This is a genomic window from Erythrobacter sp. NFXS35 (assembly GCF_040148725.1).
Classification (GTDB): Bacteria; Pseudomonadota; Alphaproteobacteria; order Sphingomonadales; family Sphingomonadaceae; genus Erythrobacter.
In genome coordinates, this window is record NZ_JAGDEB010000002.1 from 778,352 (window position 1) to 800,282 (window position 21,931).

The window sequence follows — 21,931 nt, forward strand, 5'->3', positions numbered from 1 at the left end:
TCGCGATGCGAGCGCCTATGAGCAAGCCTCTTGTGCTGTCAATCGCCGCGGGAGAGGCGGGCAACCGCTTCCAGCACCCGCGCAGCCCATTCCGGTCGGCAGATCAGCAGATCGGGCATGTAGGTGTCCGCCCGGTTGTAGACCAGCGGCGATCCGTCGATGCGCGAACAGTGCAGCCCGTAGGCCAGCGCCACGGCGACCGGTGCGCAGCTGTCCCATTCGTGCTGTCCGCCGGAATGGAGATAGATTTCCGCTTCGCCGCGCACCACGGCCATGGCCTTGGCGCCGGCGCTGCCCATCGGCACAAGCTCTCCGCCGAATTCGGCCGCCACCGCCTGAGCTTCGGCGGCGGGGCGGGTGCGGCTGACGAGAAAGCGAGGGGGATTGGCCATCGCGGAGAGCGGGCGCGGCGCATCCGAACGCAAGACGACCCCTCCATAAAGGCCGGGCAGGGCGACCGCGCCGACGCTGGCCACGCCATCCACGCACAGAGCGACATGCACCGCCCAGTCGGCGCGCTGTTCGCCATATTCACGTGTCCCGTCGACCGGGTCGATAATCCATACGCGCCGCTTGGAAAGCCGTTCGTGATTGTCCTTCTCTTCCTCGGACAGCAACCCGTCATCCGGACGTGCCGAACGGATCGCGTCACATAGAAAGCGGTTGGCTGCCGCATCGCCGGCATCGCACAGAGCTTTACCCGAATGTTCCCCGCGCGCTCTCAGATCGCAAGCGATACGCCCGGCCCCTTCGGCCAGACGCGCGGCCAATGCGGCATCGGTCATAACGCCGCTTCCTCCCTTGCCGCGATTGCAGGCGGGGCTTCGCCCGCTCGCAGGCCCCAGCGTACCGAACTCCAGGCGCGTTCATGGAAGTAATATAGAACCATCTTGGTCAGCACTTCAGTGAAAGCGATGGCGCCTGCCGCCTTGGCCGAGCGAGTGAACAGCCAGCTCAGCAGGAACGTATCGATGCTGCCCAATATTCGCCAACTGAATGCCTTGGCCAGCGACCGGCTGTGGGCCTCGGCACCACGGAAAAGCAGCATCGTCGGATTCCTCTCGTGACGGTTACTTGAGCGGCAGGATCCGGCCGATGATGTAGCGTGCCGCTTCTTCCGGGGTCATGTCCACCGTGTTGACGCGGATTTCGGCGTTCTCGGGAGTTTCATATGGACTGTCGATCCCGGTGAAGTTCTTGAGCTGGCCCGATCGCGCCTTTTTGTAGAGGCCCTTCACATCGCGTGCTTCTGCCACATCGAGCGGGGTGTCGACGAAAACCTCGATGAATTCGCCTTTGGGCAGCATATCGCGGACCATGCGTCGTTCCGCACGGAACGGGCTGATGAAGGCGGTGAGCACAATCAGCCCGGCATCCACCATCAGCTTGGCGACTTCGCCGACGCGGCGGATGTTCTCGATCCGGTCGGCCTCGGTAAAGCCGAGATCGCGGTTGAGGCCGTGCCGTACATTGTCGCCGTCGAGCAGAAAGGTGTGACGGTTCATCAGGTTGAGCTGCTTTTCGACCTCGTTGGCGATAGTCGACTTGCCCGAGCCCGACAGGCCGGTGAACCACAGCACCCGCGGGGTCTGGTTCTTCAGGCCTGCGTGATCTTCGCGCGTGATTGCGGTCGGCTGCCAGTGAACGTTATCCGCCCGCCGCAGGCTGAAGGCGATCATCCCGGCGGCAACGGTCGCGTTGGTGAACTTGTCGATCAGAATGAAGCCGCCGAGGTGGCGATTGTCGGCATAAGGCTCAAAGGTGATCGGCTTATCAGTCGCGAATTCGGCAACGCCGATCGCGTTCATTTCAAGCGTCTTGGCCGCCAGATGCTCGCGGCTGTTGACGTCGATCTCGTATTTGGGCGGCTGGACCGTAGCGGTGACGGTCTGGGTACCGAGCTTGAGCCAGTAACCGCGTCCGGGCTTCAAGGCTTCCTCATCCATCCACACCAAGGTGGCCGAGAACTGGTCGGAGGCCTGCGGCGGATCGCCCGCAGCGGCAATCACGTCGCCGCGGCTGCAATCGACCTCGTCGGTCAGGCTGATGGTGACGGATTGACCGGCGACGGCTTCCTGAAGCGCGCCATCGAAAGTCGTGATGGCCTTGACAGTGCTGGTCTTGCCCGACGGCACGATCCGCACCGGATCGCCCACGCGCACCGTGCCGCTGGCGATCAGCCCGGCAAAGCCGCGGAAGTCGAGGTTGGGGCGGTTGACCCACTGCACCGGCATCCGGAACGGTTGAGCTTGCGCGGCGGCATTGTCGACCTCGACCGTCTCCAGATGCTGGATCAGTGCAGGGCCGGCATACCAGGACGTATTCGTGGACGGGGAGGTCGTGATGTTGTCGCCCTTGAAGCCGGAGATCGGGATGGCGGTGAAATCCTCGATCCCGATGTCCTTCGCGAAGCTGCGGTAATCGGCGACGATGCGCTCGAAGATCGACTGGTCATAGCCAACCAGATCCATCTTGTTCACCGCCAGCACCACGTGGCGGATGCCGAGCAGGTGGACGAGCCACGAGTGCCGCCTGGTCTGCTGCAGCATCCCCTTGCGCGCATCGATCAGGATCACCGCCAGGTCCGCGGTCGAGGCGCCGGTCACCATGTTGCGGGTATATTGTTCGTGCCCGGGCGTGTCCGCGACGATGAACTTGCGCTTTTCCGTCGTGAAGAACCGATAGGCGACGTCGATCGTGATTCCCTGTTCGCGTTCTGCCGCAAGACCATCGACCAGCAGCGCGAAGTCGATTTCCTCGCCTTGCGTGCCATGGCGCTTGCTGTCGCTTTCCAGCGCAGCAAGCTGATCTTCGAAGATCATCTTGGAATCATACAGCAGCCGCCCGATCAGCGTCGATTTGCCGTCATCCACGCTGCCGCAGGTGATGAAGCGCAGCAGGCTCTTGTGCTGGTGTGCGTGCAGGTAGGCGTCGATATCCTCGGCGATGAGAGCATCGGTCTGGAAGGAAGAGGGCGTGTCCATCAGAAATACCCCTCCTGCTTCTTGTCTTCCATCGAGGCGGACTGTCCCTTGTCGATCGCGCGCCCCTGCCGCTCGGAACTGGTCGCGAGCAGCATTTCCTGAATGATCGTGTTCATGTCGGCCGCATCGCTTAGCGTCGCGCCGGTCAGTGGGTAGCAGCCGAGCGTGCGAAAACGGACGGAGCGAGTCTCCGGCTCCTCGCCCGGTTCCAGGCGGAAGCGGTCGTCATCAACCACAAGGATCATCCCGTCGCGTTCCACCGTCGGGCGCGGCTTCGAGAAATAGAGCGGAACGATGTCGATATTTTCCAGTGCGATGTACTGCCAGATATCCAACTCGGTCCAGTTGGAGATCGGGAAGACGCGAATGCTCTCGCCCTTGGTTTTCTTCGCGTTGTAAAGGTTCCACAGCTCCGGGCGCTGGTTCTTCGGGTCCCAGCGGTGCGCTGCGGTGCGAAAGCTGAATATGCGCTCCTTCGCGCGCGCCTTTTCCTCGTCGCGCCTACCGCCGCCGAAGGCCGCATCGAACCCGTGCGCCGTCAATGCACGTTTCAAGGGGTCGGTCAGCTGCGCCTGCGAATAGAGCGCGCTGCCAGTGTCGAACGGGTTGATCCCCTGCGCCTCTGCCTCTTCGTTTTCGGCAATGATCAGCCGCAGGCCATATTCCTGAACCGTACGGTCGCGGTGCGTCAGCAAATCCTGAAAGTCCCACCCGCTTGCGACATGCAGCATCGGGAAGGGCGGGGGCGCGGGGTAGAATGCCTTGCGCGCCAGATGCAACATGACCGAGGAGTCTTTGCCGACCGAATAGAGCATCACCGGGTTTTCCGCCTCGGCCACGACTTCGCGGAAAATATGGATGCTCTCGGCTTCGAGCCGCTCAAGATGGGTCAGATTGCGCATGCGAGTGCAACTATACGCTGCGACGCGCGCCACAAGCAATTTTGCCTTTGCGGTCGCATGGCCGGGCTTGAAGCGGGCTCAGTCGGCCTGCGAGCAGGGTCGAGGCCAATGACGAGGCTTGCTCTGCGCCATGCGACACGCCAGAGACGCGCCGAAAGGGAGAGATGTATGAACCAGCCATCAGGGCCGCTTTCCGGCCTCCGGGTCATCGAATTCAGCGGGATTGGGCCGGGGCCACATGTCGCGATGCTGCTCGCCGATCTCGGTGCCGAGGTGGTGCGGGTCGAGCGGCCCGGCACGCAGGTTTCGAATCCGGTGGTGGAGCGCGCACGCCACAGACTGGCGGTCGATCTGAAAAGCGACCAAGGCCGTGCATTGTGCCGCGAAGCGGTAGCTAAAGCCGATGTGCTGATCGAGGGTTTCCGACCCGGCGTGATGGAGCGGCTGGGGCTGGGTCCCGAGGAACTGCTCCGCCTCAATCCGCGCCTCGTCTATGCCCGAATGACCGGCTGGGGACAGGACGGTACGCTCAGTGCTGCCGCCGGACACGACATCAATTATATCGCCATAACCGGCGCGCTGTCGGCCATCGGCAAGTCGGGTGAGACGGCGACCCCGCCGCAGAACCTTGTCGGCGATTTCGGCGGCGGATCGATGTATTGCGCCTTCGGAATCATGGCGGCGCTGTATGAACGCGAACGATCGGGCAAGGGGCAGGTGGTCGACGCCGCAATCGTCGACGGTACGACCAGCCTGATGAGCTTCTTTTTCGGAATGCGCGGCAGCCCCTTCATGACATCCGAACGCGGCCAGGGAATGCTGAGCGGCGCGGCGCATTTCTATCGCTGCTTCACCTGCGCCGATGGCAAGGAGATTTCTGTGGGGGCGATCGAACCGCAGTTCTATGCCGAGCTGCTAGCCAAGGCGGGCGCCCGGGCGGATTTGGCGCAGGGGCAGATGAACACGGCCAATTGGGGTGAGTACACGGACCAGCTAACGGCATTGTTCGCGACGAAAACGCAAGCCGAATGGTGCGACCTACTCGAAGGATCGGACGCCTGTTTCGCCCCGGTGCTCGATCTGGACGAGGCCCGTAACCATCCGCACATGAAAGCGCGCGGCGCCTATGTCGAACATGACGGCGAATGGCATACCGCGCCCGCGCCGCGGTTCAGCCGCACGCCGGGCGCAGTGCGATCCAGCGCGGACGACGGCGCCGATGTGATCACGCGCTGGAAGGCTGGCGCCTGATGGCCGGCAAGTTCTTCGACGAATGGCAGGTGGGTGACCGGATCGAGCACGAGATCCGCCGCACCGTGACCGAGACCGACAATCTGCTATTCTCGACCATGACCCATAATCCGCAGCCCCTGCACCTCGATGTCGAGGCGGCCAAGGCCAGCGGGTTCGGACAAATCCTCGTGAATTCGACCTTCACCTTTTCGCTGCTGGTCGGTCTTTCAGTCGGCGACACCACGTTGGGCACGCTGGTGGCCAACCTCGGGTTCAACAATGTCGTGACCCCCAACCCGGTGTTCATCGGCGACACCCTGCGCGCGGTGACCGAGATCAAGGAACTCCGCGCCAGCAAGTCGCGCCCGGATGCCGGGATCGTCACCTTCGTCCACGAGATGTGGAATCAGCGCGGCGAGGTGGTGTGCCGGTGCGAGCGGTCAGCCTTGCTCCACCGGCGCGCCTGAAGCATCGGCATCCCCGCCCAGAGCCTGCCATAGCAGGATGCGTGCGCGGCTCGCACGGCCCAGTGCCGCGGCAGCGCGCTCGCCGCTCGCATCGGCGGCGCGGCGGGCTTCAAGCACTTCGAGGAAGCTCGCCAGCCCCGCGCGGAAACGGGTGTCAGCGAGGCTCGCGGCTCTGGTCAGTTGGCCGTGTTCGTCGACCGCCAACCGCGCTTCGGTATCGGCGGCAGCGACCACGCCATAGGCGGCCTCCGCATCGCCCAGCGCCTGAAACACGGCCCCGCGATAAGCGGCGAAGGCAGCGCGTTTGTCGGCGGCGGCAGCGTCGATCCCGGCGCCCACCCGCCCGAAGTCGAGCAGCGGCCCGGCGATCCCGGCGGTCAGCGTGCCGACGATCGAATCGTTGAAAAAGTCCTCGGGGTCGAACGCCAGCAGACCGATCACGCCGGACAGGGTTATCCGCGGGAAGCGCGCGCGCGCGGCGGCGGCGAGTTCGGCATCGCTGGCGGCGAGGTTGGCCGCGGCGGCGGCGACGTCAGGACGGTTGGCGAGCAGTTCCGAAGGCAGCGCAGCGGGCGCATCGGCAAGCATCAGCGATGACACTGGTGCAGCCAGTGCGGCGCGAATAGTCGCCGCATTCTGCCCGGTCAGTGTCACCATCCGCCCGATCAGGCGCGCCCGTTCGCTTTCGAGAGCGGCAAGCCGCACCTGCGATGAACTGGCGGTTGCTTCGGCCCGCACCCGATCGAAACCCGGGGCGATGCCCGCATCCTCGCGCACCTTTGCCAGCCTTGCCAGCGCTTGCGCTGCGGCCACGTCGGTATTGATCTCGACCGCGCGTGCATCGAGCGTCCGCCAATCTGTTACACTCGCGGCGATCTCGGCCAGTAGCGCCAGCCGGATTCCCTGCGCCTGCGCATTGACGGCATCGATCCGGGCGAGCGCGGCCCGTTCCTGCGCCTTCAGCCGGCCGAAGATGTCTGGATCCCAGCTCGCCACGATATTGGCGCCATAGGAGGTCTGTTCGCGCGGGATGAAGCCCTGCTGCCCCGCCTGCCCGAACTGTGCAGGGTTGATGCGATTGCGGGTGACGCCGGCGTCGGCGGTTACGTTGGGCAGGCGCTCGGCCCCGGCGCGGCGGGCTCCCGCCTGCGCTGCCTCGATCCGGGCGGCGGCTTCGGCAAGGCTTGGCGCATCGGCCATCGCCGTTTCGGACAGCGAGCGGTAGGCGGGGTCGTTCACCGGCATGAGCGCGGCAAGACTGGCCCCTGTGCTGCTGTCGGGCGCGAAGAAAAAGGCTGCCGGAAGATTCGGCGCAGGCGTGGCGATCTCGGGCGCGGGCTGCATGACGCAGCCCGTCAATCCCAGTGGCAACAGCATTGCCACGGCCAGCGGGCGGAAGCGGGGAGGGGCTACGCGCATCGCCTCAGTTCCCTTCGTCAGCCGCCGTGTCCCGCGCCGGAATGAAGGCATCGACCTGCTGGCCGACACGGAAATCTTCACTTTCGGGCAGGGCGTAGATCAGTTGGAGCACCCGCACATCGACGCGCTCGGCGGCGCTGTTGGTGAGCGAGCGCTTGGGCACCACCTGCGGCTCGGCGCGCACGAAGACGGCGTTGACATGGAGTTCGGCCGCTCCGCGCGGGCTGACGACTGCTGGCGCGCCGAGCTTGACCCGGGCGGCTTCGTTTTCGTCGATGTCGATGCGCACGTGAAGCGGATCGGTCTGGCCCATCTGGATGAAGGGTTGGCTGTTGCCGCCGCCTTGTGTCGCAACGAATTCTCCGGGGCGGATGTTGACCGCCAGGATTTCTCCGGCAATCGGAGCGCGCACGGTCAGGCGATCGATCTCGGTGCGCGCTGCGGCGGTAGCAGCCTGTGCTGCGGCAAGACGTGCGCGGGCAAGGCCGAGGCGGCTGGTGGCCGCGGCTTCCTCGCCCTCGGCGCGGATCACTTCGGCCCGGCTGACGGCGGCGGGATCGGTCAGGCTGCGATAGAGGTCGAGCTGCTGGCGGGCGGTGCGCTGGGCCGCCACAGCCTCACCGATGGCAGCCCGCGCCTCACTGATCGCGGCATCGGACTGCGCAAGGGCGGCCCGGGCGGCGCGCGCATCGACGAGGAACAGCACCTCGCCTTGCGCGACCTTGTCTCCCGGCTTGACCCGCACATCGGTAACGAGGCCCGATAACGCCGAGCCGATGTCGATCAACTCGCTCGCGGGCTCGACGATGCCCGCCCCGGCCACGCGCGGGGCGTTGGCGAGCGCACCAACGGCCTTGGGCGGCTGTTCGACAGGCTGGGTGGTCGAACGGTCAGGCAGATCGAAAAATATCAGATAGGCTGCAAAGGCCACACCGATCAGCGCCACAATCGGCAGGATCTGGCGGGCAAAGCTCAATTTGCTAAGCATTGGGCGCAGCATGATGTCCTCAGCGGGTTCAGAGATTAAAGGGATAGGGAGAGTGAGACAGCATCAGTGATCATCGGGCATGTCCTTCCCGTCATGGGTGACGCGCCCGTCTTCCAGCACGATGATCCGGTCGGCGAGGTCGAAGATACGGTTGTCGTGGGTAACGATGATGCAGGCGCGGTCGGGAGCGACCGCAACTTCGCGTAGCAGGTCCATCACGCGGCGGCCCGACCGGGCGTCGAGCGCGGCAGTCGGTTCGTCGCACACCACCAGCCGCGGCTCGTGCACCAATGCGCGGGCGATCGCCACGCGCTGTTGTTGCCCGCCCGAAAGCTGGCGCGGCAGCTTATCGGCCTGATCGAGGATGTTGAGCTTTTCCAGCAGCACCTTGGCCCGTTCTCTCGCCTCGGCAACCGGCATGCCCTTGGCGATCAGCGGAACTGCGGCATTGGCGGCGGCATCGATCGACGGGATGAGATTGTACTGCTGGAAAATGAATCCGATATTGTCGAGCCGGAAGTTGACCAGTTCGGTATCGCTGAGCTTGTAGATATCGGTGCCGAACACCTTCACCTCGCCCTGCGTCGGCCACAGGATGCCGCACATGATCGAGATCAGCGTGGTTTTGCCCGATCCGCTTTCGCCCACGACATAGGTCAACTCTCCCGATCGGATGTCGGTATCGATCCCGTGGAGCACGCGGATGGTGGTCTGCCCGGCTTCGAATTCGCGGATGATACCGCGTGCGCAGATTGCGGCTTCGGCGTCGCACGGGGCGGTTTTGGCGTTGATCATGGCGGCCTCGCTCACCGGAACACTGCCGCCGGTTCGGTTTTCAGCACGCTGCGGATCGCGAGCAGGCCGGTGATGGCGAGGATGATCACCACCGCTACGAGGCTCATAAGCGGAATCTGCCAAGGGATGTAGAACCCCTTGAAGAAGGGATTGCTGGAAAAGGCGCTGATGAATGCGACCGTCCCGATTACCCCCAGCGCATAACCGATCAGTCCGACCAGTCCGGCTTGTGCCGCCACCATGCGCATGATCTTGCCATTGGTGACACCGATCGCCTTTAGCGCGCCGAACTGCTTGATGTTGTCGCGGATGAACAGGCTGAAGGTCAGGCCCACGATGGCGACCCCGACTACGAACCCGAGGACCACGGTTATGCCGAAATTGGTAGGGATGCCGGTGTTCTCGATGATGAAGTCAACACCCGCCCGCGCGAACTGATTGCGGGTTCTCGCTTTGAGGCCGGTTTCGCGTTCGATTCGCGCAGCGACCTCGTGCGGGGCCTGTCCATCGCTCACTCCGACCAGAACGAAGCTAAGCCGGTTGCGCGTGCCAGGAACGAAATTGAGGGCGTTGGAATAGCGGGTGTAGAGCACCACCGTGCTGGTGAAGCTGGGGATGGCATCGGCAATGCCGCGGATCACCGCGCGTTGATCGTTAAGTTCCAGCCGTTCACCGACCGGGCTGATCCCGGGCGGAAAGAACCGCAGCGCCCCGGTATCGTCGACCGCGACCGAATTCGGGCCGAACAACACCGATTTATCGCCCTCGGCCATCCGCGCGGGCAAACCGATCAGCGTCGCATCATCGACTCCGATCACCGACACGCCCTCGAGATCGCCTTCCTTGGTGCGCACATTGGCCTGGGCGCGCAGGTGCGGAACGGCCCATTCCACCCCTTCGACCGAACGCACCTTGTCGAGGGCGGTCGATGGCATCGCATAGCTGACATCGGTGGTGCGGCTGACCGGGTCCATCACCCACACCTCGGCCTCGGGCGCATTGTAAACGCCGCTTGCCCCGCGTTCGACAAGGTTGACGAAAATCGTCAGCTGCTGGGTGATGAGCAAGGTGGAAAACGCGATTCCGAACAATAGCCCGTAGAACTTCTGGGCATCGCCAGTGAGCATTCTGATGGCGATCCAAAGCACGCGGGAGACCTTTTGCAAGCGGGCAGGGTTGCGTGAGCTGACGAATCAGCGCATTCTTGAACGGTATCGTTTAAATGAACGGAGTCGTTCACCTTGTCAATCCGCGATTCATCGGGGAAATCAGTGTTATCCGGCCCGCGCCGTGCAGGTCGCCCCTTGGACGCGGTTAAGCGGCAGGCGATTGTCGATACCGCGGCGCACCTCTTCATGCATCATGGCTACGCCGCGACCTCGATTGAGCAGGTTGCTGCCGAGGCCGGGGTATCAAAGGTCACGATCTACAACCATTTCGGCGAAAAACGTGCGCTGTTTGCCGCCGCAGTGGAATGCGAATGCGAAAAGATGCGCGGGCACTTCTCGCTGGAATCGATGCCTGCGGGCACGATCCGCGAACGACTGACTGCCATCGGAGAGGCGATCTTCGCTTTCCTGTTCCGCCCCGAAATGATCCAGTTCGAACGGCGCATTGCTGCCGAGACCGAACATGAACCGGCCATCGGCGTAGCTTTTCTCGACGCCGGGCCGCGCCGGATGAAGAACGGATTTGCCGCGTACCTCCAGCACGCAGCCGCTGCCGGTGATCTGATGATCGGGGATGCCGAACTCGCCGCCGAACAATTCGTTTCGCTGTGCAAGGGTATGGGCGATCTCGAACGCCGCTTCGGTGGAGAGGTCACGCAGGATGAAAGGATGCGCCGGATCGCCGGTGCGGTCGACGTGTTTCTCGCGGCCTATGGCGTGCCCGACGAACCGGTGCCGCATCGATAATGCGCATCACCCTGTTCGAAAATTAGCATCATTGGCCCGGGCCGGCATTATCTTGCCATTCACTCAGGCAGTCCTACATTATGGGGCACGAAAGGAATCCAGCCGATGAGCGAGCAGAACGATCCGCAGCCGCAGGGCGATGGTCCCAACCCGTGGATCAGACAATTGATGATTTGGGGCGGAATCTTCCTTGCGCTGCTCCTGGTGGTCACCCTGTTCAGCAATGCCGGGCAGAACCCGGGCACCTCGATCCGCTATTCGGACTTCCGTGAAGCCGTGGCCGAGGGTGAGGTGCAGGACGTGCAGATGGGCGCGGAACTCATCACTGGCACGCTCAAGAACGGAGAGACGTTCTCGACCGTCCCGGTGCCCAATGACACCGAAATCACCCAGCTGATGGAACAGAATGGTGTTCAGTTCACCGGCAGGCAGCGCGAACAGCAAAGTGTTCTGCTGTTCATCCTGCTCAATTCGCTCCCGTTCCTGCTGATCCTCGGTATCGCTTTCTTCGCGCTTCGCCAGATGCAGAAGGGCGGCAACGGCGGTGCGATGGGATTCGGCAAATCCAAGGCCAAGCTACTGACTGAACGATCGGGCAAAGTCACCTTCGACGATGTCGCCGGGATCGACGAAGCGCGCGAGGAACTGCAGGAAATCGTTGAGTTCCTGCGCGATCCTCAGCGTTTCTCCAAGCTCGGCGGACAGATTCCCAAGGGCGCGCTGCTGGTCGGCTCGCCGGGCACCGGCAAGACCCTGCTCGCCCGTGCAATTGCGGGTGAGGCGGGCGTGCCGTTCTTCACGATCTCGGGTTCGGATTTCGTCGAGATGTTCGTCGGCGTCGGCGCGAGCCGCGTGCGTGACATGTTCGAACAGGCCAAGAAGAACGCGCCATGCATCGTCTTCATCGACGAAATCGATGCTGTGGGCCGTTCGCGCGGCAATGGCTTGGGCAATTCGAACGACGAACGCGAGCAGACGCTGAACCAGCTGCTGGTCGAGATGGACGGGTTCGAGGCCAACGAAGGCATCATCATCATCGCCGCCACCAACCGCCCCGACGTGCTCGATCCGGCGCTGCTGCGTCCGGGCCGCTTCGATCGCCAGGTCGTGGTGCCGATCCCCGATATCGACGGACGCGAGAAGATCCTCGGCGTGCACATGAAGAAGGTGCCGCTGGCGCCTGACGTGAACCCGCGCGTGATCGCCCGTGGCACGCCCGGCTTCTCGGGCGCGGATCTGGCCAACCTTGTCAACGAAGCCGCCTTGCTCGCCGCGCGCCGTAACAAGCGGCTGGTGGCGATGCAGGAGTTCGAGGACGCCAAGGACAAGGTTATGATGGGCGCGGAACGCCGCAGCATGGTGATGACCGACGACGAAAAGAAGATGACCGCCTATCACGAGGCCGGCCATGCGATCGTCTCGGTCCACGAAGAAGCGTCCGACCCGATCCACAAGGCGACGATTATTCCGCGCGGCCGCGCGCTGGGCATGGTGATGCGTCTGCCTGAGCGGGACAGCTATTCCTACCACCGCGACAAGATGCACGCGAACCTGTCGGTCAGCATGGGCGGACGTGTGGCGGAAGAAATCATCTTCGGTCACAACAAGGTCAGTTCGGGCGCATCGTCCGACATTCAGTATGCGACCGATCTGGCGCGCAACATGGTGACCCGCTGGGGCATGTCCGAAAAGCTCGGCCCGCTGCAGTACGAATCGAGCCAGGATGGCTATCTCGGTATGGGCCAGACCATGCGCACCATGGCTTCGGACGAGACCAACAAGCTGATCGATGCCGAGATCAAGGCACTGGTCGAAGGCGCGCACAAGCGGGCGACTGACATCCTCAAAACGCATGAGGATCAGTTGCACCTGCTGGCGCAAGCCATGCTGGAATATGAAACGCTGACCGGGGAGGACATTCGCCAGCTGCTCGAAAACGGCAAGGTCGATCGTCCGGATGCGCCGCGCGGCCCGTTACCGACGCCGGTGCGGGGCTCGGCCATTCCGAAGGCCGGCAAGCGTTTCGGCGGGTCCAAGGAAACCGGAAGCGACGAGGCACCGCAGGGCGCCTGATCCTCGCAAACCACTTCACCACATCACCAGAAGGGGCGTCCGGAGTAATCCGGGCGCCCTTTGCTTTGGCACCTGCTATCGCGCCGATCTTAGAAGGCGCCCAGCACCAATAGCGATTGCAGGAACAGCACTGTCACGATCATGATGCATACGAACAGCACGCAAAACCGCCAGAAAGCCGAGAACCGCGTCAGGCCGTAGCCGTAACGCAATTGCTTGTAGACATGCAGCGGGGCGGCAATCGCGAACAGAACTGCCGCCCAGCCGGCGCCATCGCGAACCGTGCTGAGCAGCGACATGGCGATGAACAGTAGGGACATGAAGCTGAGCGAATAGGTCACGAACACCGCGTGATCATAGGCCTTGAATTCGCGCCGCCACGCGAACAGCAGCCATACGAACGGGATCGATAACGGGATCAGCAGCCAGCTGAACTTGTAGCCATTGGCCTGCATCTTGTAGAGCATCAGGCCCGGGTTCCTCTTCCACTTTTCGATGATGCCATCGTCGAGCCAGTCGATTCCGGTGACGTTGAATTTCACCGAGCCGGCCCCGCCGACCTCCACGGGGCTGTTGCCGAGCAGCATGTTGAGTCCGGTCAACTCGCTGTCGATCTCGGCCAGGCGTGGGTCCGTCTTGGCCAGACTATCACGCTCCCGTTCGAGTTGGGTGATCTGTTCGCGGATATTGCTCTGAAAGGCACTGTTTTCGCCTGTGCCGAGCATACCGGTGGGCATCTCGGTAGGTGCGGAGAGGCCGACCGCCTGAAAAACCGCGAACATCGCGAACACGCTGAACAGGAACATCGCCATCGGGCTGACGAACTTCGCGCGCTCGCCTTCGATGTAGCGGCGGGTCAGCTTGCCGGGCTTGAAGGCGAGCAACGGCAGTGTGTGCCAAAGCTTGCCGTCAAGGTGCAGCACGCCGTGCATGATATCGTGGCCGATCGCTGCAAGGCTGCGGTGGACATCCGCCTTCTGACCGCATTGCGCGCAGTAATGCCCGCTCACCATCGCACCGCAATTGGCGCATTGCGAGGGAGCCGGTGCCGTGTGTGTAGCCTGGGTTCCGTGCACTGGTTCGACTGCGCGGCTGTACAGCGCGCCTTCGATTGCTGCGCCGATCCCTTCGCCCAAACCGTTCATGCCCCGCGCCTTTTTAGCCTGCATCCGGTCCGCGACTATGACGGCAAAGCCGGAAGGAGGCCAGTAGCTTATGCGCGCGCGGGCTTTCAGCGGGCGGCGAGTTTGCGCTCGATCGCAGTCCAGAGCTGGGCAATGGCGCGTGCGGCGGGGGCACGCGGGGCGAAGGCACCTACGGGCTTCCTCTCGACCGCGCATTGCTCGATCGCGCTCGCCAGCGGGATTGCGGGCCATTTGGGATTGGCCTCGCGCGCTTCGCGGTGGAGTGTGCGGCGCAGGTCGATCATCGATAATACAGGCAAGATCGGCGGATGGCCTTTGCCGCTGCCGCGCACTTCCTCGACCACCACGTCGAAGGCGCGGGCGGAGAGTGGGGAGGGGGGCAAGGGGACGATCACAAGATCGGCGGCGCGCATGACTTGCCCACTCAACTCGTTGAGAACAGGCGGACAATCAAAGATAATCCGGTCGTAATTGCGGGCCAGCGCCTCAGCCAGTTTGGCGAGTCGTTTCTTCTTGCCCAACCGGTCGAGTTGGCGGCCCAGCGTGCGGATGCTCTCGTCCGCAGGCAGCAGGTCGAGATTGGCGTGGCCGGTCGGCTGGATCAGCTTAAGCGGATCGACACCATCGGCGAACACGCTATCCGCGCTGCGCTTTTTCTTCGGATCGATTCCAAGCAGAAAGCCTGAGCCATTGGCCGCATCGAGATCCCACAGCAGGGTCTTGCGCCGCGAAATGCTCGCTGCGCACCAGGCCAGATTGACCGCGAGGGTCGTCTTTCCCACTCCGCCCTTGACGCTGTAGACCGCAATCGATGCCATGCTGCAGGACCGCTCCCATGTTACTGTTTGATTACAGCAACAAGCGATAGCGCGCCACATCGCAATGGCAAGCACCGCCGGAACACGGTCAAGAAGCAGTCAAATCGGCGGAGATGCGGACCGAATTCAGCGAAAATCGGCTTCGCTTCAGTCGAGCATCAAAGACAGAACGCGCACGAACCCCTGATTTGCCCGGACTACCCGTCGTAATCGCTGCCGAGCGAGGTGGTGCGAGCAGGGGCCGAGGCGGTGATCCGCAGAGCTTCGGCCGACTGGCTGAGCGAGCCGATTTCATCCGCTTCGTCCTCATCATCCGGCAGGATTTTCTGCAGGCTGACGACCACCGATTCGTGCAGGTCGCGAGGGCGTACCGTCTGTTCGGCGATTTCGCGCAGCGCCACGACCGGATTCTTGTCGCGATCGCGATCGATGGTCAGTTCGCTGCCGCCGGAAATCTCCCGCGCGCGCTGAGCGGCGAGCAGGACGAGGTCGAAGCGGTTGGGAACCTTGTCGACGCAATCTTCAACGGTAACGCGTGCCATGGGCGGCCCTTTTGGATTCGCAATGATCGGGAAGGATGCTCAGCTAGGGATGCGCAGGCTGCAAGTCAAGATAATGCGGCGGGCCCGCTTTTGTTCTATGTTGCTGTCATGAACGATCAGAGCCCCGATGCGGCCCCGGCCCGCATGTACGAGAATTACAGCGATGCGAAGCCGTTTCGGGTCACCGCGCAAGGTCACGACTTCAAATTCCTGCCGCACGGCGAAGATCGCATGGAAGCCCTGATCGACCTGATCGATACTGCGGAGCAACGCCTCGATCTGTTCTACTACCTGTTCGATGACGACAGCGTCGGCAATCGCGTGCGCGATGCATTGATCATGGCGGCGCGGCGCGGGGTGGCGGTGCGTCTGATCGTCGATGATTTCGGCAATGATGCAGGCCGTGACTTTTTCGATCCGCTGGTCGAGGCGGGCGGCAGTTTCGCGGTGTTTTCTTCGCGCTGGAGCACGCGCTATCTGGTGCGCAACCATCAGAAGATCGCGATTGCCGATGAAACAAGGGTGATGACCGGCGGCGCCAACATTTCGGATCATTATTTTGCACCACCCTCCGACAACGGCTGGTGTGATCTGTCGGTTGTGATCGAAGGCCCGGTGGTGGCTAAGTTCGTCGAATGGTTCGCGCTGGTCAGCCAATGGGTCGACGGGGAGGACCATGGACGCATCGGCAAGCTGCGCAAGCTGCGCGACATCGTCAAGAATTGGGACGGCGGGGTTGATGGAAATGGCGGCCCGGTGCGCCTGCTGGTCGGTGGCCCACTCGTGCGGCGCGGGCACTGGGCGAGGCAACTTCGAAAAGATCTGGTTTCGGCCAAGCGGCTCGATACGGTTTCGGCCTATTACTCCCCGCCGCGCAGTTTCCGCCGCCAATTCGCCAAGGTCGCCCGGCGCGGGCAGGTGCGGATGATCATGGCGGGCAAGTCCGATATTGGCGCGGCCATCGATGTCGCGCGGTTGCTGTATAAGCAGCTGCTGGCGGCGGGCGCGAAGATCTTCGAATTCGGCCCCTGCAAACTGCACATGAAACTGCTTGTGGTGGATGATGCGAGCTATTTCGGCAGCGCTAATCTCGACAAGCGATCCTTCCGCATTAACGTGGAACTGATGGTGCGGATCGAGGATGCGGAATTGGCCGCGCGCCTGCGCGAACTGATCGACCATCTCGAAAACGGCAGTCAGGCGATCACCCCGCACTGGTATGTGCGCGAGGCGACTTTCCTGACCCGGTTGCGGTGGCGGCTGAGTTATATGCTGGCGCTGGCCGATTACCGCGTCAGTCGCTTTTCTGCCCGCTAGGCGCGACCCGTCCAGCGCCCGATGCGCGCCGCCGCGCCAGTTCGCGGGCGAAGGCCTGCAGGTCGGGAACTTCATCGAGCTCGTCGACGATTTCAAAACCGAAGATCGTCTCCAGTACGTCTTCAAGGGTCACCAGACCAAGAAAGGTGCCGAATTCATCCATCACGGCAAGGATTTGGTGCTGCTCGGAAATCATCCTGCGAAACAGGCGATCCACCGGCACTTCGTCCAGCACGCCCGGCAACGCACGCACCAGCCCGGCGATACCACCGGCAGCATCGTTCCCGTCGTCGTCCCCGGCCATTGCGCCCAGCACTTCGTGCTTGATGACAAAGCCGCGGATATTGTCCGAACGGGGATCGAGCACCGGCACGCGGGTATAGGGCAAGCCCTTGATACGATTCGCGAACTCGTCGAGCGGCGTGTCGAGCGGCAGGCTAAAGACCACCGTGCGCGGCGTCATGATGTCGGATGCCTTGATCGCATGGAGCTGCAGCATGTTGCGCACGAACCGCACTTCATCCTGCTGAAGTTGGCCCGATGCCTGGCCCAGACTTGCAATCGCCATCAATTCCTCGCGGTGGCGCGGCAATTCGGCGGGCTTGCCGAAAGTGATCACGCGGGTGATCTGGCGCGACGCCCAGACCAGCGGCGCGAGCGCCGTGATCAGGATCGGCAGCAGCCATGCGGTGAACGGGGCCAGCCCTCCAGCGTAGCGAGCGCCGATCGTCTTGGGGATGATTTCGGTGATTACCAGCACGGCCAGGGTCAGCGCACCGGCAAACACCGCTTCGCCGCCCGCGCCGTAGATCGCGGCATATTGCGCACCAGCACCCGCCGCTCCCATCGTGTGCGCGACGGTGTTGAGCGTCAGGATCGCCGCCAGCGGGCGTTCGACATCGTCCTTGAGATGCCGCATCTTCACGGCCCAGCGCGCCCCCCGATCCTCGGCCGAACGGATGTTCGACGGCGTGATCGTCAGCAGCGACGCTTCGAGCAGCGAACACAGGAAAGAGACGACTAGCGCCAGCGCGACATAGAATATCAGCAGGGTCATTCCGACCCACACTAGGCGAGGCGGCCTGCCCAAGTCACTAGTGTTGCGTGGTTGCGAGGTGTTGCCCACGCGAAGCGCAAACGGTTCGTCGCGTTTCGGGCGCGGGGCGTCACACCTGCCAGTCGATCGTGCCGCGCCCCTGGCTCTCGAGGAAGGCGTTGGTCTGGCTGAACGGGCGCGATCCGAAGAAGCCGTTATGCGCCGACAGAGGGCTGGGATGGGGAGAGGTCAGCACCAGATGACCTTCGCTGCGACCCAGCGCGGGGATGCGGCTGGCCTTCTTTTTCGCATGGCTGCCCCACAGGATGAACACCGTCGGCTCCTCGCGCGATGCGACGGCGGCCACGCAGGCATCGGTGATCGCGTCCCATCCGCGCCCGGCATGGCTGCCTGCCAGCCCGGCTTCGACTGTCAGCGTGTTGTTGAGCAGCAGCACGCCCTGCCGCGCCCATGGGGTCAAATCGCCGGTTGCGGCACGCGGCAGGCCGCAATCGCTTTCCAGCTCCTTGTAGATATTCACCAGCGAAGGCGGCGGCCGCACCCCGTCCTGCACCGAAAAGGCGAGGCCATGCGCCTGGTCCCGCCCGTGGTAGGGATCCTGTCCGAGGATGACGCAGCGCACCGCTTCCAGCGGGGTCAGGGCGAGGGCGGCGAGACGTGTGCCGCGCGGGGGGTAGATCGCCTTGCCCGCGTCTTCTTCCGCCTTGAGCCAGCCGCCCAGCCTGCGCGCCTCGGGCGTGGCGAGTGCGGGTTCGAGCGCTGCGCGCCAGCTATCGGGGATGGTCTCGGCTGTCATGGGGTCACAGCTACACCTCGCGGCGGCAAGGACGCCACTCTGCCCTTTCCCTCTTTCCCCAATCGGCGTAGGGCGTGAGCCATGGCTGTGCATTTTCACGAGGAAGACCTGCCCCCCGGCGTGCTCGCCGGGAGCGGCGCGATTGCGGTGGATACCGAGACCATGGGGCTCGTCACCCCGCGCGACCGGCTGTGCGTTGTGCAATTGTCCGACGGGTCGGGTGATGAACATCTGGTGCGCTTCGGCCCCGGCAGCAGCTATGATGCGCCCAATCTCAAGGCGGTGCTGGGCGATGCTTCGCGGGTGAAGCTTTATCATTTCGCCCGCTTCGATCTGGCCGCGCTGCACCACTATCTCGGCGTGACGGCAGGGCCGGTGTTCTGCACCAAGATCGCCAGCCGCCTGATCCGCACCTATACCGATCGCCACGGGCTGAAGAATCTGGTCGAGGAACTGCTGGGGGAAAGCCTGTCCAAGCAGCAGCAGTCGAGCGACTGGGGCGGGCCGGTGCTGTCCGACGCGCAGCGTGAATACGCCGCCAGCGACGTGCGCTATCTCCACCGGCTGCGGGATGAACTGACGGTGCGGCTCGAACGCGAAGGGCGGATGCAATTGGCGCAGGCATGCTTTGATTTCCTGCCGGCCCGCGCGCTGCTCGATCTGGCTGGCTGGCCCGAAGCCGATATCTTCGCCCACGCATGACGGCAGGCGCGCCATGGTGATCAGCCATACCCGGATCGAAACCAGCGAGGCCCGCGACCTGCGCAGTCGCCGCCAGCATTTCGCTGCGCCGGGCGGATCGCACGACCGGCTGGTGGGCTTTCTTGCGCGTGCGCTGCCGATGGGTGTCGGGCTAGTCGCGGCGCTAATGATCATCACCCCGCTTTCTCCCCGCGGGGAGGTAAGTTTCTTGCTCGATCGCAACAAGGTCGCGCTGATCGACGAACGGCTGAGCGTCGACAATGCGATGTATCGTGGACGTGACGATAGCGGCCGCCCGTTCTCGCTGATGGCGGGTGAGGCGGTGCAGCGTTCCACCATCGAAGGGCTGGTGCGGATGCAGGATCTGGTCGCGCAGATGATGCTGACGGAAGGTCCGGCGCGGCTGAGCGCCGAGGGCGGGGTCTACGATATCGACGAAGAAACCGTGGCGGTGAACGGTCCGGTGCAACTCACCGCAAGCGATGGCTATTCCATGGTCGCGCGCGGAGTTGGAGTCGATCTCAAGGCGCGGGAAGTGCGCGGCGATGACGGCGTTTCGGGCGAAATACCGGCTGGTACCTTTTCTGCTGACACCATGCGCGCCGATTTGGGCGCGCGTACTATCACGTTGGAGGGCAATGCCCGCCTGACCATGGTCCCCGGCCAGTTGAGGATGCCGTGATGCACCAGTCCGCTCCCTGTCGTCGCGCAATGAACCGTCTTGCCCTTGTCTGGGGGCTGGGCGGCGTTGCCTTGGCCGCCGCGTTTGTGGGCGGCATGACAGCGCAGGCCCAGAGCATCGCAGGCCACAATTCGCGCGCACCGGTGACCTATGATGCGGAACGGATCGTGCTCGACGACCGCGCCAACCGGGTGATCCTCAGCGGCGGAGTGACAGTTTCTCAAGCCGATCTCACTATTCGATCTGACCGGATGCTGGTCAATTTCACCGATTCTGGCGAGCTCGAGATCCAGCGCATTACTGCCACCGGCGGGGTAACCATCGACCGCGGCGACGAGCGCGCTACCGGCAATAATGCTATCTACGATTTCAACCGCCGGATCATCACCATGGCAGGCGATGTTCGCCTGCGCCGGGGCGGCGACACGCTGAATGGCGGCCGGCTCGTGATCGATCTGCAGACGGGGCTGTCGAGCGTGGATGGCAGCGCCGCCGGCACCGTCCCCGGCGCTCCGGCGGATGGCCGGGTTACGGGTTCCTTTACCGTGCCCCAGCGGGATGAGGACGAGCCCTAGGCGGGCAGTCGATCGGATCTCCGGAGCTTCGGCGCCAAACACGGCTCGTCGCGCAGGTGGCTAGTATGCGTTATTGTGCTTTAGCACCATTACGGTCTTCAGTACGATCTTGATATCCCGCAACAGCGACCATTTGGCGATATATTCGAGATCGGACTGGAGCCGGTCGGTAAGGTCCTTTTCGACCTCGGTCGCACCGCGATGGCCGCGCACCTGCGCAAGGCCGGTCAGGCCCGGCTTGAGACAGTGGCGCTGCCAGTATTTGCGATCGACCTCCCAGAAGAACTTCTTGTTCGCCTGACTGCCGATGGCATGCGGACGCGGGCCGACGATCGACATGTCGCCCGTCAGCACGTTGATGAGCTGCGGGAGTTCGTCGATGCTGGTGCGACGGATGAACGCGCCGACGCGGGTGATCCTGTCATCATCGCGGGCGGTCGATCTGTCCCCGTTCCGGTCGAGCTTTTCCTCGCGCATGGATCGGAACTTGAACATGTCGAAGAACTGGTTGCCGCGGCCCAGACGGCGCTGCACGAACAGCACCGGGCCGCGATCTTCCAGCTTGATGGCGATGGCCACCGCGATCAGCAGCGGTGACAATGCCAGTAGCCCCGCCAGCGCGGTGGCGATGTCGAACAGGCGCTTGATGATGCGCGAGCGCAGCCGCAGTGGTCCGGTTGAAACGACCAGCGTGGTGCGATCCAGCACGTCATAGCGATGAACGCCGATCGCGCCGAGGCTGTGGGCCGGTTCGCTGACGATCTCGCCATAAATCCCTGCCGATTTGAGCAGCAAGGCCCATTCCTCACGCCGTTCGCGCGGGCAGCTGACGACGACGTGATCCTGATTGCGGAGCAGCTTGCCCAGCCTGTCGAGCATGAAGGGGTCGTGGCTTCCGGGATCGAGGCCCAATTCCCTTGCCGAGATCGTGACCGCATCGGGGTAAGCGAAGTCTGATCCACCATCGTCGATCACCAGACGGTTCGCGATCCGCCCATTCCAGCGCCAATCGATGAAGCCGGTGATGGCACGCCGCAGCAGCACCAGCAGGAGCGCGGTGAAAATCAGCCCCAGCGTCACCGCCGCACGTGAGAAATCCTCGTTCGACTTGGTATAGAACGCAAGGAAGTTGATAAGGCCGGCTGAAATCACCAGCGCAACCAGCGCTTGGCGGGCGGCGAACAACCAGTCGGACAGGGCTTTCAGCCCGTAGGAGCCATTATATAGCGCTATCGTGTAGAACGCTGGCAGCATTGCCTGTGCGGCAAGCATGGCGCGCGGTTCGGCCCAGCGATCTTCCCACACCAAACTGGCGAGCGCGAAAGCGAGATTGAACAGAGCGCCGTCGGCCAAAAGGATCAGAGCGTAGGTACGCAGCCGCCGCCGCTCCAGCGATGGCGCGACTTTGCTTTCGACAGCGGTATGCCTGACCGATTCCAGAAGTTTCGGCGTTACCCGATTCATTCAAACCTTCCCCCAAAGGCGCGGCCCTTAAGAGCCACTCCATAGGTATGAATCCT

22 protein-coding genes are annotated in these 21,931 nt (G+C 63.4%); 8 read left to right on the plus strand and 14 right to left on the minus strand.

Annotation, left to right across the window (positions count from 1 at the left end):
- Positions 1-38: 38 nt before the first annotated feature.
- The 4 genes from J3454_RS11370 to cysD are packed head-to-tail and all read right to left on the minus strand — an operon-like array spanning position 39 to position 3,886.
- Positions 39-785, minus strand: coding sequence for a 3'(2'),5'-bisphosphate nucleotidase CysQ (locus J3454_RS11370; protein WP_349513860.1), 747 nt, complete (start codon positions 783-785; stop codon positions 39-41).
- Positions 782-1,048, minus strand: a complete 267-nt coding sequence (locus J3454_RS11375; RefSeq protein ID WP_349513861.1) for a DUF2061 domain-containing protein — start codon at positions 1,046-1,048, stop codon at positions 782-784. The genes J3454_RS11370 and J3454_RS11375 overlap by 4 nt, the downstream gene beginning before the upstream one ends.
- A gap of 22 nt (positions 1,049-1,070) precedes the next feature.
- Positions 1,071-2,984: a sulfate adenylyltransferase subunit CysN gene (gene cysN, locus J3454_RS11380; protein WP_349513862.1), complete on the minus strand. Its 1,914-nt coding sequence runs from the start codon at positions 2,982-2,984 to the stop codon at positions 1,071-1,073.
- The gene (cysD, locus tag J3454_RS11385) at positions 2,984-3,886 is read right to left on the minus strand and encodes a sulfate adenylyltransferase subunit CysD (protein ID WP_502878586.1); all 903 of its coding nucleotides are present in this window, start codon (positions 3,884-3,886) and stop codon (positions 2,984-2,986) included. Before cysD ends, cysN begins: the two co-directional genes overlap by 1 nt.
- Before the next feature lie 168 nt (positions 3,887-4,054).
- Here cysD and J3454_RS11390 point away from each other — a divergent pair, with 168 nt between their 5' ends.
- Complete coding sequence (locus J3454_RS11390; protein ID WP_349513864.1) at positions 4,055-5,137, plus strand: CaiB/BaiF CoA transferase family protein; 1,083 nt, start codon at positions 4,055-4,057, stop codon at positions 5,135-5,137.
- Positions 5,137-5,586 (plus strand): MaoC family dehydratase, encoded by a 450-nt coding sequence (locus J3454_RS11395; RefSeq protein ID WP_349513865.1) that lies wholly within the window; start codon positions 5,137-5,139, stop codon positions 5,584-5,586. The genes J3454_RS11390 and J3454_RS11395 overlap by 1 nt, the downstream gene beginning before the upstream one ends.
- On the opposite strand, the gene J3454_RS11400 is transcribed toward J3454_RS11395, so the two are convergent.
- The 4 genes from J3454_RS11400 to J3454_RS11415 form a co-directional block, all read right to left on the minus strand.
- A complete protein-coding gene (locus J3454_RS11400; RefSeq protein WP_349513866.1) occupies positions 5,560-7,005 on the minus strand; it encodes an efflux transporter outer membrane subunit in 1,446 nt (481 codons plus the stop codon). The two genes, J3454_RS11395 and J3454_RS11400, sit on opposite strands and share 27 nt — an antisense overlap.
- A gap of 4 nt (positions 7,006-7,009) precedes the next feature.
- A complete protein-coding gene (locus tag J3454_RS11405; RefSeq protein ID WP_349513867.1) occupies positions 7,010-7,993 on the minus strand; it encodes an efflux RND transporter periplasmic adaptor subunit in 984 nt (327 codons plus the stop codon).
- A gap of 63 nt (positions 7,994-8,056) precedes the next feature.
- A complete protein-coding gene (locus tag J3454_RS11410; protein ID WP_349513868.1) occupies positions 8,057-8,788 on the minus strand; it encodes an ABC transporter ATP-binding protein in 732 nt (243 codons plus the stop codon).
- An 11-nt stretch (positions 8,789-8,799) separates the two neighbouring features.
- The gene (locus J3454_RS11415; protein ID WP_349513869.1) at positions 8,800-9,936 is read right to left on the minus strand and encodes an ABC transporter permease; all 1,137 of its coding nucleotides are present in this window, start codon (positions 9,934-9,936) and stop codon (positions 8,800-8,802) included.
- A 156-nt stretch (positions 9,937-10,092) separates the two neighbouring features.
- Here J3454_RS11415 and J3454_RS11420 point away from each other — a divergent pair, with 156 nt between their 5' ends.
- Positions 10,093-10,704, plus strand: coding sequence for a TetR/AcrR family transcriptional regulator (locus tag J3454_RS11420; protein ID WP_349513870.1), 612 nt, complete (start codon positions 10,093-10,095; stop codon positions 10,702-10,704).
- A 105-nt stretch (positions 10,705-10,809) separates the two neighbouring features.
- On the plus strand, positions 10,810-12,777 hold the full coding sequence (gene ftsH / locus J3454_RS11425; protein WP_349513871.1) for an ATP-dependent zinc metalloprotease FtsH: 1,968 nt from the start codon (positions 10,810-10,812) through the stop codon (positions 12,775-12,777).
- Positions 12,778-12,866: 89 nt separating this feature from the next.
- Here the strand turns inward: ftsH and J3454_RS11430 are convergent, their stop codons facing one another.
- The 3 genes from J3454_RS11430 to rpoZ all read right to left on the minus strand — a co-directional run bounded on the left by J3454_RS11430 (position 12,867) and on the right by rpoZ (position 15,282).
- Positions 12,867-13,922, minus strand: coding sequence for a DUF3667 domain-containing protein (locus J3454_RS11430; RefSeq protein ID WP_349513872.1), 1,056 nt, complete (start codon positions 13,920-13,922; stop codon positions 12,867-12,869).
- Between the two features lie 86 nt (positions 13,923-14,008).
- Positions 14,009-14,740 carry a ParA family protein gene (locus tag J3454_RS11435; RefSeq protein ID WP_349513873.1) on the minus strand — a complete coding sequence of 244 codons (732 nt, stop codon included), beginning with the start codon at positions 14,738-14,740 and terminating at the stop codon, positions 14,009-14,011.
- Positions 14,741-14,937: 197 nt separating this feature from the next.
- Complete coding sequence (rpoZ, locus tag J3454_RS11440; protein WP_349513874.1) at positions 14,938-15,282, minus strand: DNA-directed RNA polymerase subunit omega; 345 nt, start codon at positions 15,280-15,282, stop codon at positions 14,938-14,940.
- Between the two features lie 108 nt (positions 15,283-15,390).
- Between rpoZ and J3454_RS11445 the strand changes: the two genes are divergently transcribed.
- Positions 15,391-16,599, plus strand: a complete 1,209-nt coding sequence (locus J3454_RS11445) for a phospholipase D-like domain-containing protein (protein WP_349513875.1) — start codon at positions 15,391-15,393, stop codon at positions 16,597-16,599.
- Here J3454_RS11445 and J3454_RS11450 read toward each other — a convergent pair.
- Together J3454_RS11450 and ung are read right to left on the minus strand one after the other, a co-directional pair.
- Positions 16,577-17,656 (minus strand): CNNM domain-containing protein, encoded by a 1,080-nt coding sequence (locus J3454_RS11450; protein ID WP_349513876.1) that lies wholly within the window; start codon positions 17,654-17,656, stop codon positions 16,577-16,579. The two genes, J3454_RS11445 and J3454_RS11450, sit on opposite strands and share 23 nt — an antisense overlap.
- 109 nt (positions 17,657-17,765) lie before the next feature.
- On the minus strand, positions 17,766-18,452 hold the full coding sequence (gene ung, locus J3454_RS11455; protein WP_349513877.1) for a uracil-DNA glycosylase: 687 nt from the start codon (positions 18,450-18,452) through the stop codon (positions 17,766-17,768).
- Between the two features lie 81 nt (positions 18,453-18,533).
- On the opposite strand from ung, the gene J3454_RS11460 reads away from it, so the two are divergent.
- The 3 genes from J3454_RS11460 to J3454_RS11470 are packed head-to-tail and all read left to right on the plus strand — an operon-like array spanning position 18,534 to position 20,411.
- Entirely contained in the window at positions 18,534-19,154 is a 621-nt protein-coding gene (locus J3454_RS11460; protein WP_349513878.1) for a ribonuclease D, read from the plus strand.
- A gap of 13 nt (positions 19,155-19,167) precedes the next feature.
- The gene (gene lptC, locus J3454_RS11465) at positions 19,168-19,836 is read left to right on the plus strand and encodes an LPS export ABC transporter periplasmic protein LptC (protein WP_349513879.1); all 669 of its coding nucleotides are present in this window, start codon (positions 19,168-19,170) and stop codon (positions 19,834-19,836) included.
- Positions 19,837-19,865: 29 nt separating this feature from the next.
- Complete coding sequence (locus J3454_RS11470) at positions 19,866-20,411, plus strand: LptA/OstA family protein (RefSeq protein ID WP_349513880.1); 546 nt, start codon at positions 19,866-19,868, stop codon at positions 20,409-20,411.
- Positions 20,412-20,471: 60 nt separating this feature from the next.
- Here J3454_RS11470 and J3454_RS11475 read toward each other — a convergent pair whose 3' ends face one another.
- Positions 20,472-21,875, minus strand: coding sequence for a sugar transferase (locus tag J3454_RS11475; RefSeq protein ID WP_349513881.1), 1,404 nt, complete (start codon positions 21,873-21,875; stop codon positions 20,472-20,474).
- Positions 21,876-21,931 lie beyond the last annotated feature (56 nt).

Excerpts from the sequence above, each read along its gene's own strand:
- J3454_RS11405 (WP_349513867.1), bottom strand. The coding sequence starts at position 7,993 with ATGCTTAGCAAATTGAGCTTTGCCCGCCAGATCCTGCCGATTGTGGCG.
- J3454_RS11395 (WP_349513865.1), top strand. The coding sequence starts at position 5,137 with ATGGCCGGCAAGTTCTTCGACGAATGGCAGGTGGGTGACCGGATCGAG.
- lptC (WP_349513879.1), top strand. The coding sequence starts at position 19,168 with ATGGTGATCAGCCATACCCGGATCGAAACCAGCGAGGCCCGCGACCTG.
- J3454_RS11390 (WP_349513864.1), top strand. The coding sequence starts at position 4,055 with ATGAACCAGCCATCAGGGCCGCTTTCCGGCCTCCGGGTCATCGAATTC.
- J3454_RS11445 (WP_349513875.1), top strand. The coding sequence starts at position 15,391 with ATGAACGATCAGAGCCCCGATGCGGCCCCGGCCCGCATGTACGAGAAT.
- J3454_RS11430 (WP_349513872.1), bottom strand. The coding sequence starts at position 13,922 with ATGAACGGTTTGGGCGAAGGGATCGGCGCAGCAATCGAAGGCGCGCTG.
- J3454_RS11375 (WP_349513861.1), bottom strand. The coding sequence starts at position 1,048 with ATGCTGCTTTTCCGTGGTGCCGAGGCCCACAGCCGGTCGCTGGCCAAG.
- J3454_RS11410 (WP_349513868.1), bottom strand. The coding sequence starts at position 8,788 with ATGATCAACGCCAAAACCGCCCCGTGCGACGCCGAAGCCGCAATCTGC.
- ung (WP_349513877.1), bottom strand. The coding sequence starts at position 18,452 with ATGACAGCCGAGACCATCCCCGATAGCTGGCGCGCAGCGCTCGAACCC.
- J3454_RS11400 (WP_349513866.1), bottom strand. The coding sequence starts at position 7,005 with ATGCGCGTAGCCCCTCCCCGCTTCCGCCCGCTGGCCGTGGCAATGCTG.
- rpoZ (WP_349513874.1), bottom strand. The coding sequence starts at position 15,282 with ATGGCACGCGTTACCGTTGAAGATTGCGTCGACAAGGTTCCCAACCGC.
- J3454_RS11470 (WP_349513880.1), top strand. The coding sequence starts at position 19,866 with ATGAACCGTCTTGCCCTTGTCTGGGGGCTGGGCGGCGTTGCCTTGGCC.
- J3454_RS11435 (WP_349513873.1), bottom strand. The coding sequence starts at position 14,740 with ATGGCATCGATTGCGGTCTACAGCGTCAAGGGCGGAGTGGGAAAGACG.
- J3454_RS11475 (WP_349513881.1), bottom strand. The coding sequence starts at position 21,875 with ATGAATCGGGTAACGCCGAAACTTCTGGAATCGGTCAGGCATACCGCT.
- J3454_RS11450 (WP_349513876.1), bottom strand. The coding sequence starts at position 17,656 with ATGACCCTGCTGATATTCTATGTCGCGCTGGCGCTAGTCGTCTCTTTC.
- J3454_RS11370 (WP_349513860.1), bottom strand. The coding sequence starts at position 785 with ATGACCGATGCCGCATTGGCCGCGCGTCTGGCCGAAGGGGCCGGGCGT.
- ftsH (WP_349513871.1), top strand. The coding sequence starts at position 10,810 with ATGAGCGAGCAGAACGATCCGCAGCCGCAGGGCGATGGTCCCAACCCG.
- J3454_RS11460 (WP_349513878.1), top strand. The coding sequence starts at position 18,534 with ATGGCTGTGCATTTTCACGAGGAAGACCTGCCCCCCGGCGTGCTCGCC.
- cysN (WP_349513862.1), bottom strand. The coding sequence starts at position 2,984 with ATGGACACGCCCTCTTCCTTCCAGACCGATGCTCTCATCGCCGAGGAT.
- cysD (WP_502878586.1), bottom strand. The coding sequence starts at position 3,886 with ATGCGCAATCTGACCCATCTTGAGCGGCTCGAAGCCGAGAGCATCCAT.